Source organism: Terrisphaera buseokensis, assembly GCF_047521145.2.
Lineage (GTDB): Bacteria > Verrucomicrobiota > Verrucomicrobiia > Opitutales > Opitutaceae > ER46.
The window spans coordinates 3093971-3109061 of sequence record NZ_CM134186.1; the positions used below are offsets into that span (position 1 = coordinate 3093971).

Genomic DNA, 15091 nt, shown 5'->3' on the forward strand with positions numbered 1-15091 from the left:
GGCCTATTTGGCCGGAGCGAAGTACTTCTTCACGATCCACTCGGGCTGCCACTGATCCGTCTTGCGCTCCTTGCCGGTGAGATCGATCGACGGTGGCGGCTGGCTCGTGGCGTTGACCGCGAGCGTGTCGCCGACTTTCGCCTGCCACGCTTTCATCTGCGCGAGCAGGCGCGTGATGTGGGCGGCGTGAGCCGGGTTGTCGTAGACGCTCTTCGTCTCGTTCGGATCGGCCTCGAGATCGAACAGCTGGCTGTAGCCGAGCTTGGGATAGCAGATCAGCTTCCAGCGTTCGTCGCGCACGGCGCGCTGCACCTGGATGTACGGCAGGAAGACGGTGTCGCGCAGGCGCGCCTTGGTGCCGTCCCAGAGCGGGCGGACGCTCTCGCCGAAAATTCCGGCCGGCGGCGCGATGGCCGCGAGTTCGCACAGCGTCGGAAAGATGTCGAAGAGGTAGGTGAACGCCTCGACCGATCGGCCCGAGGGAATCCCCGGCCCGCCGATGATGAAGGGCGTGCGCATCGAGTGTTCGAATACACTCTGCTTGCCGAGCAGCCCGTGGCTGCCGAGGGCGAGCCCGTTGTCCGCCGCATAGACGATGATGGTGTTCTCGGCGAGGCCGCGACGTTTCAGCACGGCGAGGATGCGGCCGATCTGGGCGTCGAGGTGCTCGACCATCGCGTAGTACTCGGCGAGCTGATCGCGAATCATCGCCTCGGTGCGCGGCCAAGCGCCGAGGTTTTCGTCGCGGCCGCCGTTCATCGCGCCGTTGTCGAACGGCAGCTGCGGCAGGAAGTTCTTCGGCAGCGGCGGACGCGCGGCATAGTTGGCGGGAAAGCCGGGCGGCGGCTGGCGCGGGTCGTGCGGCGCGGTGAACGCCGTGTAGAGGAAGAACGGCTTCGCGCCGTCCTGCGTCTCGAGGAAACGAATCGCCGCGTCGGCGAACATCTCCGTGGAAAACCCGGCACCGGTGCGCGGGCCCGCCATTGTGCCTTCGGGCGTGCGATCATGCAGCGGCACCTTGGTGTGATCCGACATGCCGCCGAACATCACGCTCTCGCCGTGTTGAAACGCCCGCAGCCACGAGGCCTGGCCGTTGTGCCATTTGCCCGTGCCGAACGTGGTGTAGCCGTTTTCCCCGAACAGCTCGGGCATGAGTTTCTCGCCGGCCAACGTGGCGGTGTTGATTGCGAACCAGGTCTTGCCGCTCATCAGCATCGCGCGGCTCGGCACGCAGACCGCGCCGCTGTTGCCGCCGAAGACGTAGTTGCGCCGGAAGCTCACGCCCGCGCGCGCGAGTCCGTCGATGTGCGGCGTCTTGATGTGCGCATTGCCGTGCGCCGCGATCGTGTCGGCGCGCTGGTCGTCGGCGAAGAGGAACAGGATGTTCGGCCGGCGCGGGGTCGCGGCGATCGCGCCGGCCGCGACCGCGAGACCGAGCCCGGCAAACAGCCAGGAGCGGAGGCGCGCGACGCGGGAAGTGAAAGCAGGGGTGGTGGGCATGGAGGTTTGAGTTTACTGCGGACGCGTCGTGGCCGGCGCGTTCGTGGGGGTGGGCTCGGCGGGAGTCGCTGCACTCGCGGCCGGCGTGAGCACCTTCAGCGGATGCTCGCGCAGGATTTCGTCAGCCATGTAGAAGTTGACGCGAGCTTCCGTGGCGGCACGGATGCGGCGGACGGTTTCAGTCGTGACAATCTCGCCGTCATTGCCGAAGGACTGCCGCACATAGCTGGCGACCGCCGCGAGCTCGTTGTCGTTCAGCATGCCGCCGAAGCCCATCATCGGCGGGACGCCTTTGCTGGGATCGTAGTGCTCGCCGTTCACCTCCATCGGACCCCAGAGGCCCTTGAGGATGATCTTGATGAGGCGTTCGTCGTCGTCGATCCAGTTGCTCTTCGCGAGCGGCGGATAGATTTTCGCCATGCCCTGGCCGTTGGCCTGGTGACACGTGGCGCAGTGGCCGTCGCGCAGGTAGACTTCCTTCCCGATGTTATAGACGCGGTTGTCCTCGCCGGTGAGCGGACGCGTGGGGCCGTAACTTTGCTGCGCTTCGGATTTCGGCGGCGCGGGAAACACGAACGTGCCGGCGAAGTGGGCGAGCGCATTCGCGTTGTCGGCAAAGGTCCGCTCGCTGTCGGCGCGCAACGCTTCGACATCATCCTTCAGCGTGTGCGCGAGGATCTGTTTGGTCACCGGTCCCATCCAGTCGTCGAGCGGCTGCTTGAGGGCTTCAAGCACGACGCGGGCGCCATCGGTGTTGTCGAGCCACGAGGCCGCGACGATGGCCTCGAGCCGGACGCGCGGATGCGCATCACCGGCCGCCTGCCGGAGCAGCGCGGTGCCGTCGGCGATCTGATCGCGCGCGAAACGCAACACGCTCACCGCGGCGGCGCGCGCCTCGTGTTTGCGGGCGGAAAGGAGCTGACGCAGCAGGCCGGCATCGGGCTGGTTCTGCGCCCACGTGGCCCAGAGCGCTTCGCACAGGTGGTGTTCGTACTCGGGATCGTTGCGATCGAGTTTCGCCGCCCACGCTTTCACCGCGGGGATGACCTCGGCGGCGGGGCGGCCGCGGAGTTCGCGCCGCGTGCGGTAGCGGGTGCGATACTCGGGCAGCTTCAGATTTTCCAGGAGCTCGGCCACGGTCGCGCCTGCGATTTTCGCCGGCTTCAGCAAGGGACGACCGGGATACGTGACGCGGTAGATGCGGCCGTGCTCGTGATCGCGGTTCGGATCGCGGGCGTTGTGCTGCATGTGGCCGACGAGGGCGTTGTGCCAGTCGACGAAGTACAGCGAGCCGTCGGGGGCAAACTCGAGATCGACGGGGCGGTAGTTGGGATTATTGGACGAGATCAGATCGCCGGCGAGTTTGCCGACGAAGCCCGCGCCTTCCTCTGTCACCGACGACAGGCCGATACCGAGGAAGCCGATCGAGTTGCAGATCATGAACTGGCCCTGCATGGCGTCGGGGAAATGCCGTGACGACACGAACTCCGAGCCGGAGGTCGGCCGCGAACGCTTTGGTACAAACGTGCGCGTCTTGGGAATCTCGATACCGTACGGCATCTTGGCCGAGAGTGGCAGCGCCCACCAATTGAGTCCGTCGGAGGCGTCGGAGATGTAGCACTGCTCCCAGCGATCGAAGGCGATGCCCCACGGGTTGTTGTAATCCGCCTGGCTGTAGCGTTCGAGGCGGAAGCTCTTCGGGTCGAAGCGCCACACGCCGCCGTCGTTGCAGCGGCGCGGACCGTAAGGCGTCTCAACCTGCGAATGGAGGAAGCGGCCTTCGGCCATATAGAAGGCCCCCGACGCATCCGCGGAGTACGCGGAGATCGCGTGGTGAGTGTCGTGCGTGTCGAAGCCGTGCAGGAGAATCTCCATGCGGTCGGCGCGATCGTCGCCGTTGTCATCGACGAGCAGGCACAGGTTCGGCTCCTGCGAAATGTACACGCCCTCGGGCGCGAGCTCGAAACCGATCGGCAGCTGGAGGTGATCGGCGAACACCGTCTGCTTGTCGGCGCGGCCGTCGCCGTTGGTGTCCTCGAGGATGAGCAGCTTGTCGTTGGGGCGCGGATCGCCCGGACGCCAGTGCGGGTAGCTCGGCATGACGGCGACCCAGAGCCGGCCGCGGTTGTCGAACGACATCTGCACGGGATTCTGCAAGTCGGGGAATTCACGCTCGGAGGCGAAGAGCTCGAGCTTGAAGCCGTCCATGACCTTGATGTCGGAGATCACCTTGTCGCCGGCGGCGTATTCAATCGTGCCCATCGCGCCGCCCGGTTTGAAATTCGTCGGCACCGGCGGCAGTGCGTGCGTCTTGCTGTCGTCAACCACAAGGTCGCGTTTGCGACTCGCGGCGACGTCATGGATGAGCGTGTCGCGGAGCGACATCATCTCGCGCGTCTTCTTGATTTCGTCGGGGTAGTTCTGCGGGCCGTACGGCGTGTAGCGCTGGCCGTGTGTGTGGACGCCGTTGACGAGGTTGTAGTCGTTGTTCCAGAGCCAGTCCTTCTCCATCACCGCGGCGTGGACGAGCGCGGCGTCGGCTTCCGTCGTGCGCGCCTGCGAGCCGTACAAACCGTCGGCGAGCAGCTTGCCGAGTTCCTCATAGCCGGCGGACGTCGGCGCAATCCCATTGATCGTAAACGGCCGCGCGGCGTCGCCGTAGCGGGCGAGCGTGGGTTTGAAGAGATCGATGAACGTGACGCCGTTGCGCTGCGCGACGCGTGCCATCGCCGCCGCGTACAGGGCGAGGTTGGCGTTCTCCTTTTTTCCGTCGGGCAGATCGCGGTTGGCGGAGAGATTTTCAAACGCGATCGGTGACACTAGCACGAGGCGCGGGGCGGACTGGCCGTTGTAGGCCTGGCTGAGTGTGTGCCGGACGAAGGCCTCGAGCTCCGCCTCGTAGTTGTTCACGCGATCCGGCCCGTCGAAGGACTCGTTGAGCCCGAAGAACGCGACGACGGTGTCCGCCTTCAGATGCGTGAGCCACTGATCCGGCGTCGGGAAGAAACCCTTGCCGTTGTGCTGCGCGAATTCGGGCCGGAATTTCTCGGCGCCGGGAAACGCCCACTGCGAAACCCGTCCCGGATGCGGGCGGAAGGCCGGCGTGTCGCCGGGGCGGCCCATATTACGCACGATCAGTTGCCGATCGGGAAAGCGCAGCTGCAGCTCGGTTTCGAGGCGGCTGTAATAAACATCACGCTCGGCAAGGCCGTTGCCGATGAAGACGACGCGCTCGCCGGTGGACGGCGGCGCGACGGTTTGCGGGCGGGCGGTGGTGGCCGGGGTGGGAAACGCCATGTCGGCGTGCGGACCGGGCTTGGGCGGGGTGTTCGCTTCCTTGGGTGCCGTGGGACCGGACTGTTTTTTCTTCGCCTGTTTGGCTTTTTTCGGGGCGCCCGTGTCGGTGCTGGCCGACGGCGTCGGGGGCGTCGCCGCCGGAGTGGCCGGAGCTTGGGCCCGAAGGCCGTGGAGCGTGAGACCGGCGGTGGCGCTGAGAGCGAGCGCAAGCAGCGAGGCGCGGCGAAGGAAGACGTTCATGCGGGAGAGGGAAGGAGAGCGAAAACCGAAAAGGGGCTGGCCAGGGAAAGGAGAGCAAAGGTGCGGGGCGGAGCCGCGACGTCACGGCTGAAGCGTCAGAGCGAAAACGCGTCCACGGGCGCACGCAAGCCGGACGCGATGTCAGGATCAGACGCGCGGCCGGGGGCGGCCGGCGTTTTCTTCGAACGTGGCGACCGCATCGGCTTGCCTCGGTGATGATATCCCGCCTGCGTCGGACTCGGTTCAACGTGACACGCAGCCGAATCCCAAGCGACGCCCGCGCGTCAGGCTGCGTTCCTGATCCCAGCTTGGTTTTCCCCATGATGCTACCGACACCCACTTCGCGTCTTCTCGTTACCTGCTTCACCCTGCTTGCGTTCGCCGCGCCCGATCGGTCGGCGGGCTCCGACTGGCCGCAGTGGCGCGGGCCGGACCGGACGGATGTGTCGAAGGAAACCGGTTTGTTGAAGACGTGGCCGGAAGGCGGTCCGAAGCGGGTGTGGCTCTTCGAGAATGCGGGCAGCGGCTACTCGGGTCCGGCGATCGTCGCAGGAAAGTTGTTCACGCTTGGTACGCGCGATGGTCAGGAAATCCTGCTCGTCCTCGATGCCAACACCGGCACGGAAATTCGGGCGGTGAAGCTCGGCGCGGTGCTCAGCAACGACTGGGGCAACGGTCCGCGCGGCACGCCGGCGGTGGACGGCGATCGCGTTTACGCGCTCAGCGGCCCGGGCAATCTGGTCTGCGTGCAGGTCGCGGACGGCAAGATTCTCTGGCAGGTGACGATGGCCAGCCTCGGCGGCAAGGTGCCGAACTGGGGCTACACGGAGTCGGTCACGATTGATGGCCCGAAGGTGCTGTGCACCCCGGGTGGCGCGAAGGGCACCGTGGCCGCGCTCGACAAGCTCACGGGCACGGTCATCTGGCAGAGCAAGGAGTTCACCGCGCTCGCGCACTACTCCTCGATCGTGCCGGCAACGATCAACGGCGTAGCGCAATACGTGCAGCGCACCGAAAAGAGCGTCGTGGGCCTCAAGGCCGACGACGGCAAGCTGCTCTGGGAAACCTCCTTCGCCGGCCGCACCGCGGTGATTCCCACGCCGATCGTGCGCGGCAACGAGGTGTACGTCACGGCGGGTTACGGCTCCGGTTCGAAACTCGTGCGCATCGAGAAAGACAATACAGTGACGACGGTGTACGAGAACAAGGTGATGAAGAATCACCATGGCGGCGCGATTCTGATCGGTGACCATGTGTACGGTCACGGTGATCCGGGCTGGGTGTGTCAGGATTTCAAGACCGGGGCGGAGGTCTGGATGCATCGCGAGTTCGGCAAGGGCGCCATCGGGGCGGCCGACGGCATGCTCTACGCGCTCGAGGAACGCAGCGGCACCGTGGCGCTCGTGGCGGCGTCACCGACGGGCTGGAAGGAGAGCGGCCGGTTCAAACTCGATCCGCAGACCAAGATTCGCGCCGCGCGCGGTCAGGTCTGGACGCATCCGGTGATCAGCAACGGCAAGCTGTATCTGCGGGACCAGGACATCATCTATTGCTACGACGTGAAGGCGCGCTGAGCTGGCCGGTCCAAGCCGGATTCAGGCAGTTGAAGGGTGAAAGGTGAAAGTTGAGGCAATCGGAAGCAGACCTAACCACCGTCGATTGGGTTCGAATTCAGTCCCTCGCCAGGCGGTGGAAATCTGCCGCCCTCTACGACCGCTGCTCCTGGGGATGAGGGCTTTCACCGTTCAACTGAATGGTTCCGGCTAAGGTGGGACCGCGACCGCCCCCGGTCGCAAGGGCTGGAGGTTGACGTCACACGACGACCGAGGGCGGTCGCGGTCCCGGGGCGATCCGCCGCGACGATGCAGGATCGGATTCAGGCTGGGCAACCGGCGCGGGAATCCATTCCGCGCCGGTCCGACCGGCGGATTACTGGAACTTGTAGTCGACGCGCAGCGTGTACGAGCGGCCGCGCGGATCGGCGACGCGGGGCTCCCAGCTGCTGCCGGCACCCGTGTTCGTGTCGTAGGTGGCGGAGAAGGGCGGGTCGCTGTTGAAGAGGTTCTTGATGCCGGCAATGACGGTCATGTTCTTCAAACCACGGTAGGTGACACTCAGGCCGTAGATGTCGTACGGCTTCACCTTGGCCTGCCAGTCCACGGGTTTCACGGTGCCGTTGGCGACGCCCGGCAGGATCGCATCGACGTAGCCGCCGCGATAGGTCTGGTTCGCGAGCACCGACCAGTTGCCCTTGCGGTAACCGATGCTGGCGGTGTGTTTCCACCGAATGCCCAGGTCGCTGGAGCGGGTGAACTGGCCGATTTCGCTGCGACCGAACGGCGCGCTCGCGAGCAGCTTGGATTTTTTCTCGAGGAGGTAGGAGAGATCGAAGCCGGCGGAAAGTTTGCCGCCGCGCACGTCGGTGTCGCCCTTGACGCCGAATTCCACGCCGCTCGTGCGCGTCGTCCCGGAGTTGACCCACCGGGTGTCGACGGCCGTGAGCGTGCCCGCGGGATTACGGATGAAGCGATCGCCGAAGAGCGCGTAGTTTCGCACGAGGTCGGTGAGACCGAGGATCCGGATCTGGCCCTCGCGTTCGACGGACCACCAGTCGACGTTGGCGCTGATGTGACGGGTCGGCGCGACGACGAAACCGGCGGAATACATCGTGGCTTCCTCAGGCTGCAGATCGCGCTTTCCGCCGCCGAGAATGTCGGGCTTCACCGCCGGGGCGTTGGGCGTCACGACGCCGTTGGTGCCGGCGGCCGGATCGGCGATGTCGTTGCCCGCGTAGGTGGTCAGCGTGGTGGGATCGAACATCTGCTTGAACGTGGGAACGCGGAATCCGGTGGAATACGTGCTGCGCACGAGAAATTTGTCCGACGGCGCAAAGCGCAGCGTGACCTTTGGATTGGTGGTGCGGCCGAAGCCGGTGTACTCGTCGCTGCGCACGGCGGGATTGAGGTCGAGGCCCTTGAAGATCGGAATCTGCAACTCGGCGAACCCGGCCTTGATCGTGCGCTTGAGCGTGCCGGCCGTGGCGAGCGAGTTGTCGAAGGGCGCGTTGAAAATCAGCGCTTCGACCGTGTTGGCGTTCGGGCGCTGGTCGCCGGCGAAGAAATATTTCTCCTGACGCCAGTCGACGCCGACGGCGCTCATGATCTGGCCGGCGGGCAGACGGAAGATCGGGCCGGTGGCGACGAAATCGGCGTTGTTCGTCGTGAACGTGCCGCCGTAGAGCTTCACGCCGTTGGCGCGCACCTTGTCGAGGGCCGTGAGGGCCTCGGGCGTCTGCGTGTAGGAAAACGGATTCAGGATGCCGCGGTTGAGCAGATCGGCGAAGCCCTGCTGGTAGAAGTAGCCGCTGATCAGCGTGGAGCTGCTCTTGCTCTTGGCCTGCGAGGCGCCGATGCGGTAGTCCCACTGCGAAAGGAAGCCGAGCGGGCCCTCTGCGCCGACCAGGAAGCGGTTGGTGTCGCTGCGCGTGGAGAACTCGCGGTTGCCGGCGGGAATCGCGCGCCAGCGGAAAAAGAGCGGCTGGCCGCGATTGGGTAGGATCTCGGGGAGGAAGGCCGCCAGCGCGTTGAACACGCGGTTGTAGTCGGCGCCGGTGCTGGGATAGCCGAGATTACGGAATGGATTCGGGATCACCGTGCCGTTGGGCAGCGTGCTGTTGCTGGTCGCGCTCGCGGTGGAAATCTGGTTGGGCGAAAAACTCTTCGTGGATTCGGAGCGGCCGAGGACGGCTTCGGCGATCAGGCGGTGTTCGCCGAACTTGAAGGTGCCGCGGGTGACGAGGTTGGTGTTCTTGACCGGTTGCTGGAGGACGGCCGCGCGGCCGGTGTCCCACGCCGAGGCGTATCTGGAACCGGGGGCGGACCACAGGAGCTCGTCGTAGGGACCCATGCCATCGAGCCCCGAGTAACCGGGACCGCCGGGCAGATCCACGATGTTGACGCGGTTGAGACGAACGGCGGGGTTGGCCGGGTCGGCGGGACCGGTGGAGCGTCCGGCGTCGGAAAGGTTGTCGCGGCTGAGCGCGTTGTAGAAAGAACCCGCGCCGGTGCCGGGGTTCGGCCAGACCGTCGCGATCGGCGTCCCGGTCGTGTCGGGGGAGAGGCCGCGATTGGGCTGGAAGGTATTGACGAAATCGCGCTGGTCGCCGCGCAGCACCTTGTGCTCCGAACGCGCGAGCGAGGCCATGAAGTTGTACTTGTCCCGGTTGATGTCGCCGACGCCGGCGACGAGGGAGTAACGCGTGATGTTGCCGCCGCCCTGCTCGGTGATGTCCGTCGCGGCACTGGCGGCAAGGCCCTGATAATTGCTCTTGAGGATGAAGTTGATCACGCCGCCGACGGCATCGGTGCCGTACGTGGCGGAGGCGCCGTCCTTGAGGACTTCGACGCGCTCGATGGCGGCAAAGGGAATCGAGTTGAGATCAACCACGCCGCCGTTGAGGCCGTGCGAGGCGACGCGGCGACCGTTGAGGAGCACGAGCGTGGCGCCGGCTCCCTGCATGCGAAGGTTGGCGGAGGAGGCACCGTTGTTGCCGCGCTGCGCACCGTCGACGACGTCCGCATTGGACGCGAGGTTGTCGAGGCCATTGCCGTTGATGTTAAGCTCCATGATGAGCTGTTCGGCGCTGGCGATGCCGCGCTGCTCGATGTCCTCGACCGTGAAGGTCTGCACGGGCAGGGCGGTTTCGCCGCCGATGCGCTTGATCAGCGAACCGGTGACCACGAACTTCTCGAGCTTCACGGACTCCTCGACTTTCGGAGCGTTGGGCGCCTTCGCGGCGGTGACTTGTTGCGCCAGGCCGGTCGTGATCAGACTGGAGGCGGCCATCAACGACAACAGAGTTGCCGGCATCCGCAGGTTACGGGTGTTCATAGGTGTTGTAGCGCCGATTCGCTTGCGAAGTTGTGGTGCAAGCACGGAGGAATCAGCGGAGCGAAGTCATTTTCGGTGCGACCGAATATGCAAGGAGAATGCCAGCGGCGCACCGGCGGCAAAGGTTGAGCAGGAAACCCTGAAGCCCGGAGGAAGGGAGCAATGGAATCGAGCAGCCGTAGCTCGAGAGCGGACCTCGGTCGTGGTGAGGTCGCGTGAGGGCGGCGCCAGGTTAGACGATGTGCAGCCGATGCGCGGCTTGGATCTGACGGCGCCATTCCTCGGGCACCTGTGCCTCCGCGGCGAACTCGGGCCAGCGGGCGACGGCGGACTGCACCTCGGTGACGATGGCACGCGCGCGACCGCGTTTCATCAACGCGGATTTTTCGCAGGCGTCGAAGTCGTCGCGGGTGAAGTCATCGCGTTTTCCGTTCATGGTCATCTGGTGAGCGGCGGTCCACGCGCCCGACGGATTGTAGCTGTAGATCACATCGAAGGCGGGCGCGAGCGACCAGCGGCCGGTCTTGTCCATCAGGAAGGCGATGTTCTTGACGTGATCGTCCTGGTTGCGGGCGACGATGTTGAAGGCCATGCGCCGGAACTGCTCCTCGACCTCGGCCATCGGCAGCTGGAGCTGGCGGATGGTCAGCAGGGCCTGTTCGTACGAGTAGGCGCCCGCATGATTGAAGTCGAAGTGGGCGAGGGCGCACAGCGACTGCATGTGGAGTTTCTCCCCGCCGGCGAGCCGGTCGAAACGCCGGGTCATGAAGTGACGCCGGCCGTTTTCCTCGAGCAGCCGGCACTCGCTCATCGTGATGCCCGCGGCTTTCGCCATCAGGTGATAGGCGTACTCGATCGCGCCGTAGCCGCGCGGATCGGCGATTTCCTTGTCCTTGTTGCCGGCGACGCCGTCGAATTTCAGCAGCCAGTAGTCGAAGCCGGAGCCGGCCGCAACCTGACCGGAGCGGACTTCATTGGTCGTGCGATTCCACGCGATGACGGCCTTGGCGCGGGCGCCGCCGGCCGAGGTGCCGACGCGCAGGATGTCCTTCAACGCCTTCGCCCGCGCGGCGTCGTTGAGGTTTGCGGCGAGCCCTTCGCGATGCGTCAGCACCTCGGAGGCGAGCCGGACGAGCGCATCGATTTCGATCTTCGTCGCGGTGCGGGGTTGCGGGCCCTGCGCGGGCACGAACTCCAGGGCGCCCATGCCACGCCGGCCGGTGTAGCACAGGCGTTCCACCGCGCCGAAGCTCTCGGAGCTCCGGCCCTGGGTCGCGAGCCACGCATCGATCAGCGCGTTGCCGAATTTGTCGGGCAGCGAGTCGGCGAGCAGTCCCGGCAGGCCATGAAACGTGGCGCGCGGCAGCCCGGGAAACTCGTACACGCGATCGCTCAGCGGCATGACGATCGGCGAGAGTTCAATGCCGCTGCCCGCAAAGGCCGGGGCGTATTGAAACGCGGCCGTGTCGCGACCGGCGTCCATCGAGACGGCGCCGATGGTGCGGCCCCAGAGTTGAACTTCGGCAATCATGACGGTTCACCCCAGGTCCATTTTTTCGGGGCGCGCGCGGCAGCGGTGCGACCGGATGCCCGCTGCCGCGTGCTGCCCTGCAGTTTCAACTGCGCCATGGGACTGGCCGTGGATTCCGGCACGAGTGCCTCGAGCCGTTCGACCAATCCGAGGGCGCGGCAGACGCGCACAAAACCCGACAGCTGCGTCGCCGCCGCGCCAGTCTCGAGCCGCTGCAGGGTCCGCACCCCCAAGCCCGCCTGCTCGGCGAGCCCCTGCTGGGTCAGGTTTTTCGCCAAACGGAGCTGGGCGAGCCGTTCCCCCACCACGGCCAGGACCTGGGCGTCTGTCATCTGAGCGTCGATCTTCATGACGCCACTAATGGCGTATAAAGTTCTTTTTTCAAGTTAATGCGTCAAATATGGCGTGATAAAGCGCTCTGCTTAATAGCAATCGCTCTTTGCCTTTGGACTTTAGCCGTGGCTACGAGCGCCGGCGAGTGGTCGTTCAGCCACTCGCTGGCGCTCGTAGCCACGATCGATCCAGAAGTCCAAAGGCAAGGAGCGATGGGTATAATACGTCGCGAATGGCGCCTTGAGGGTTTTGCCGGCGAAAGGAGACCGCCCGCGGAATGCTGCGTCGGGAGGGGGCGGGCCCGGGCAGTCACCGGCGCTTGCGTTGGGTCTGCGCTCCTCGCCGGGTTTCCTGCACGCGGAATTCCACGATGCGGCGGATCAGATCGACCGGGAGCGGCTGGTCATGGGGAAACTGGATGGAGCCCTTGCCGCCGGCGTAGGCGGCGAGCTCCCGCCGGAAGGCGGCGTTGCCGGTCGGGGTCGCGTAGAATCCGATGTGCGCCTTGAACGCGCCGAAGTGCACGAGATTGCCCTCGAGTACAAACGTCGGGAGCCGGTACTTGATCGCTTCCGTCGCACCGGGTGCGGCATGGCGGACGATCGTGCGGATTTGCTGCAGCCGGCGGCGCACAGCGGGCGGGAACGTGGCGATGTACGCGGCGATCGTGGCGGGAATTGCGGCGGCGGATGTCATGGGGCAGGGCGACGGAGCAACGCGTTGACGAAAAAATCCTCCAGCCGTTTTCGGCCGTACGGGGTGCGGAAGACGCCGTGGCCGGCGCCGGGCATGACAAGGTAGTCGAAGTCGCGGCCGGCTTGCACGAGGGCATTGGCGACCTGGTACGTGCTGGCGGGATCGACGTTGCGATCGAGTTCGCCGACCGCGAGGAACAGTTTGCCGCGAAGGCTGGCCGCATGCGTGACATTGGAATTGGCGGCGTAGTGCGGCCCCACCGGCCAGCCCATCCACTGTTCATTCCACCAGATCTTGTCCATGCGGTTGTCATGGCAGCCGCAATCAGCCGCGGCGGCGCGATAAAAGTGACCGTGGAACAGCACCGCGCCGAGGGCACTCTGGCCACCGGCGCTGGTGCCGTAGATTCCGACCCGCGTGAGATCCAACTCTGGATAACGCGCGGCGGCCGCCGTGATCCAAGCGATGCGATAAGGGAAACCAGCATCGGCCAGGTTGCGCCAGCACACGTCGTGAAAGGCCTTCGATCGTCCGGCGGTGCCCATGCCGTCCACCTGCACGACGATGAACCCGCGATCGACCAGCGCGTCGTGCGCGCCGAAGGCCTTCGGGGTGAAGAAACCGTGCGGACCGGCGTAGATCTTTTCGATCACGGGATACTTCCGGGCCGGGTCAAAGTCGGCGGGGCGCAGGATGATGCCGTGGATGGCGGTGACGCCGTCGCGGCCCTTCGCGACAAATCGCTCCGGCCAGCGTCCGCGCTGCGCAAGGAGCTCGGCGGCGTCGGCCGTTTCGAGCTCGCAGACGAGCGCGCCATCTTCACCGCGACGCAGGACCGAAACCGGCGGCGCGTCGACCCGGGACCACGTATCGACGAAATACTCACGCTGCGGCGACCACCGCACCTCGTGCGTGCCGTCGCCGGCCGTGAGCACGACGAGACCCGTGCCGTCGAAATTCACGCGGGCGTGATGCGCGTAATACGGATCCTGTCCGGGCACGATGCCTCCGGCGACAAACCAGAGCCGGCGTTGCTTCGCTTCGACCTTGCTCACGCTCCGCACGGGCCAGTCGCCCGTGGTGATCGCGTTTTTCAACCGGCCGGTGGCGAGGTCGTGCAGGTACAGATGGTTCCAGCCGCTGCGCTCGCTGGACCAGATAACCTCCCGCGTCGCGTCCAACACTTCCTGATACGACGCGGGCACCGAATAATGGATGAAGGTGTCGCTGCGTTCCTCGACGGCGGTGCGGGCGGCGCCGGTGACGGCGTCGACGGCGACCAGCCGGAGCACCTGATGGCCGCGTTGATTGTAGAGAAAGGAAAACTCACGCGAATCGGGGCGCCAGCGGAACCGCGTGAGCTGCCAGGGGGTGGCGAACAACGCGGGATCGACGGAAATCTCGTGCGCGTCGGCCACCGCGAACAGCCGGGGACGCTGCGTGGGAATCTCGTCACCGGCTTTCAGATACGGATAGGAATGCTGCCGCGGCTGGAGCTGGTCGGACGGCGAGGACTCGGTGAGGTGCACGCGTCGTTCCGGCACGAGCCGGGTTTGGAGCGCGACGATCTGTTTCGAATCCGGCGACCAGAACACTTCGGGCAGCGTCGCGGGCGTTTCCGGCTTCTCATAATTCATCCCGATGAGACGGTCGCGCGAGGTGTCATGGTGAAACGTGTGGCCGGCGCTGGCGTCGAAACTCAGGGCGAAGTCGGCCGTCGTCCGCGTGGAGCGGATCCAAAGATTGTGGTCCCGCACATACGCCTCCCATTGGCCGTTCGGTGAACGCACGGACGTGCGCGCAGCGTCCGCGGCGGGCAGCGCCGGCGTGAGCGTGACGTCGTCCCGACCGATCGTGGCAGTGACCGGACCCGGGAACGCGCGCCACACGGCCCGGGTGCGGCCGTCGCTGGTGTTGACGAGCCAGAGTTCGGCCGGCGTGACGTCAACCCTGAGGCGGGCGCCCGCGGCGAGTTCGAAGGGCACGTGGGAACCGGTGGAGAAAACGAAACGATGGAGGGTGAGGGGACCGCCGCTGCGGTTGATCACGAACAGGCCGGAGGTCTTGGCGGCACGCGCGTCCGGGTCGACCGGCAGCGCGGTCGCACCACCGCGGTCCTCGCGCACCGTGTAGCTCGCCAGGTCCAGCCGCCACGAGCGCGTCCGACCGTGAAGAACCAAGGAATCGCGGGCCGGGGCGAACTCCAACGCCTCGATCGGCTGCACCTCGTCGGGCAGGCGACTGGCATCAAAGGCCGGCGTCCGCGTGCCGGCGGCGGCATCGACGACGATGAACTCGCGGCGGCCGCCCGGGAGGTCATTGCGGTACCAGCACGCAGTCTCGCCCAGCCACACCGGTTCGACGCGCGCGCGGTAAATTTTCGGCGTGGGCTCCGCCGCAGCGCCGGGCGACAGCAGGAGCACGAACAGCGATACGAGGGGCAGGACGAAGCGCATGGACGGGGCTCAAACGTGCGGTTTCGCGCCCCACTTTCGACGTTTTTCCCGGGCCGACCCGAGTGTTCGCGGATGCAGGCTCATGGCGGCCCCGGCGGGAGACGATGCTTTACAACGCAACGGGAAATATCTGAGGGCATATTGGTGA

8 protein-coding genes are annotated in these 15091 nt (G+C 65.9%); 1 reads left to right on the forward strand and 7 read right to left on the reverse strand.

Annotation, left to right across the window (positions count from 1 at the left end; all coding sequences use genetic code 11):
- Positions 1 to 3 precede the first annotated feature (3 nt).
- Together ACLJEU_RS11575 and ACLJEU_RS11580 are read right to left on the reverse strand one after the other, a co-directional pair.
- Positions 4 to 1500 (reverse strand): sulfatase-like hydrolase/transferase, encoded by a 1497-nt coding sequence (locus tag ACLJEU_RS11575; protein ID WP_414662894.1) that lies wholly within the window; start codon positions 1498 to 1500, stop codon positions 4 to 6.
- 12 nt (positions 1501 to 1512) lie between these two features.
- Positions 1513 to 5037 (reverse strand): PVC-type heme-binding CxxCH protein, encoded by a 3525-nt coding sequence (locus tag ACLJEU_RS11580; RefSeq protein WP_414662895.1) that lies wholly within the window; start codon positions 5035 to 5037, stop codon positions 1513 to 1515.
- Between the two features lie 320 nt (positions 5038 to 5357).
- Here ACLJEU_RS11580 and ACLJEU_RS11585 point away from each other — a divergent pair, with 320 nt between their 5' ends.
- A complete protein-coding gene (locus ACLJEU_RS11585; protein WP_414662896.1) occupies positions 5358 to 6611 on the forward strand; it encodes a PQQ-binding-like beta-propeller repeat protein in 1254 nt (417 codons plus the stop codon).
- A gap of 355 nt (positions 6612 to 6966) precedes the next feature.
- Here the strand turns inward: ACLJEU_RS11585 and ACLJEU_RS11590 are convergent, their stop codons facing one another.
- The 5 genes from ACLJEU_RS11590 to ACLJEU_RS11610 all read right to left on the reverse strand — a co-directional run bounded on the left by ACLJEU_RS11590 (position 6967) and on the right by ACLJEU_RS11610 (position 14943).
- Positions 6967 to 9927 carry a TonB-dependent receptor domain-containing protein gene (locus ACLJEU_RS11590; RefSeq protein WP_414662897.1) on the reverse strand — a complete coding sequence of 987 codons (2961 nt, stop codon included), beginning with the start codon at positions 9925 to 9927 and terminating at the stop codon, positions 6967 to 6969.
- Between the two features lie 232 nt (positions 9928 to 10159).
- Positions 10160 to 11458 (reverse strand): type II toxin-antitoxin system HipA family toxin, encoded by a 1299-nt coding sequence (locus tag ACLJEU_RS11595; protein WP_414662898.1) that lies wholly within the window; start codon positions 11456 to 11458, stop codon positions 10160 to 10162.
- The gene (locus ACLJEU_RS11600; RefSeq protein WP_414662899.1) at positions 11455 to 11808 is read right to left on the reverse strand and encodes a helix-turn-helix domain-containing protein; all 354 of its coding nucleotides are present in this window, start codon (positions 11806 to 11808) and stop codon (positions 11455 to 11457) included. The genes ACLJEU_RS11595 and ACLJEU_RS11600 overlap by 4 nt, the downstream gene beginning before the upstream one ends.
- A gap of 292 nt (positions 11809 to 12100) precedes the next feature.
- Positions 12101 to 12487, reverse strand: coding sequence for an iron chaperone (locus tag ACLJEU_RS11605; RefSeq protein WP_414662900.1), 387 nt, complete (start codon positions 12485 to 12487; stop codon positions 12101 to 12103).
- Positions 12484 to 14943: a DPP IV N-terminal domain-containing protein gene (locus ACLJEU_RS11610; RefSeq protein ID WP_414662901.1), complete on the reverse strand. Its 2460-nt coding sequence runs from the start codon at positions 14941 to 14943 to the stop codon at positions 12484 to 12486. Before ACLJEU_RS11610 ends, ACLJEU_RS11605 begins: the two co-directional genes overlap by 4 nt.
- Positions 14944 to 15091 lie beyond the last annotated feature (148 nt).

Bases quoted from the DNA above. Each gene is read 5' to 3' on its own strand.
- ACLJEU_RS11610 (WP_414662901.1), bottom strand. From the start codon at position 14,943: ATGCGCTTCGTCCTGCCCCTCGTATCGCTGTTCGTGCTCCTGCTGTCG.
- ACLJEU_RS11600 (WP_414662899.1), bottom strand. From the start codon at position 11,808: ATGAAGATCGACGCTCAGATGACAGACGCCCAGGTCCTGGCCGTGGTG.
- ACLJEU_RS11585 (WP_414662896.1), top strand. From the start codon at position 5,358: ATGATGCTACCGACACCCACTTCGCGTCTTCTCGTTACCTGCTTCACC.
- ACLJEU_RS11580 (WP_414662895.1), bottom strand. From the start codon at position 5,037: ATGAACGTCTTCCTTCGCCGCGCCTCGCTGCTTGCGCTCGCTCTCAGC.
- ACLJEU_RS11595 (WP_414662898.1), bottom strand. From the start codon at position 11,458: ATGATTGCCGAAGTTCAACTCTGGGGCCGCACCATCGGCGCCGTCTCG.
- ACLJEU_RS11590 (WP_414662897.1), bottom strand. From the start codon at position 9,927: ATGAACACCCGTAACCTGCGGATGCCGGCAACTCTGTTGTCGTTGATG.
- ACLJEU_RS11605 (WP_414662900.1), bottom strand. From the start codon at position 12,487: ATGACATCCGCCGCCGCAATTCCCGCCACGATCGCCGCGTACATCGCC.
- ACLJEU_RS11575 (WP_414662894.1), bottom strand. From the start codon at position 1,500: ATGCCCACCACCCCTGCTTTCACTTCCCGCGTCGCGCGCCTCCGCTCC.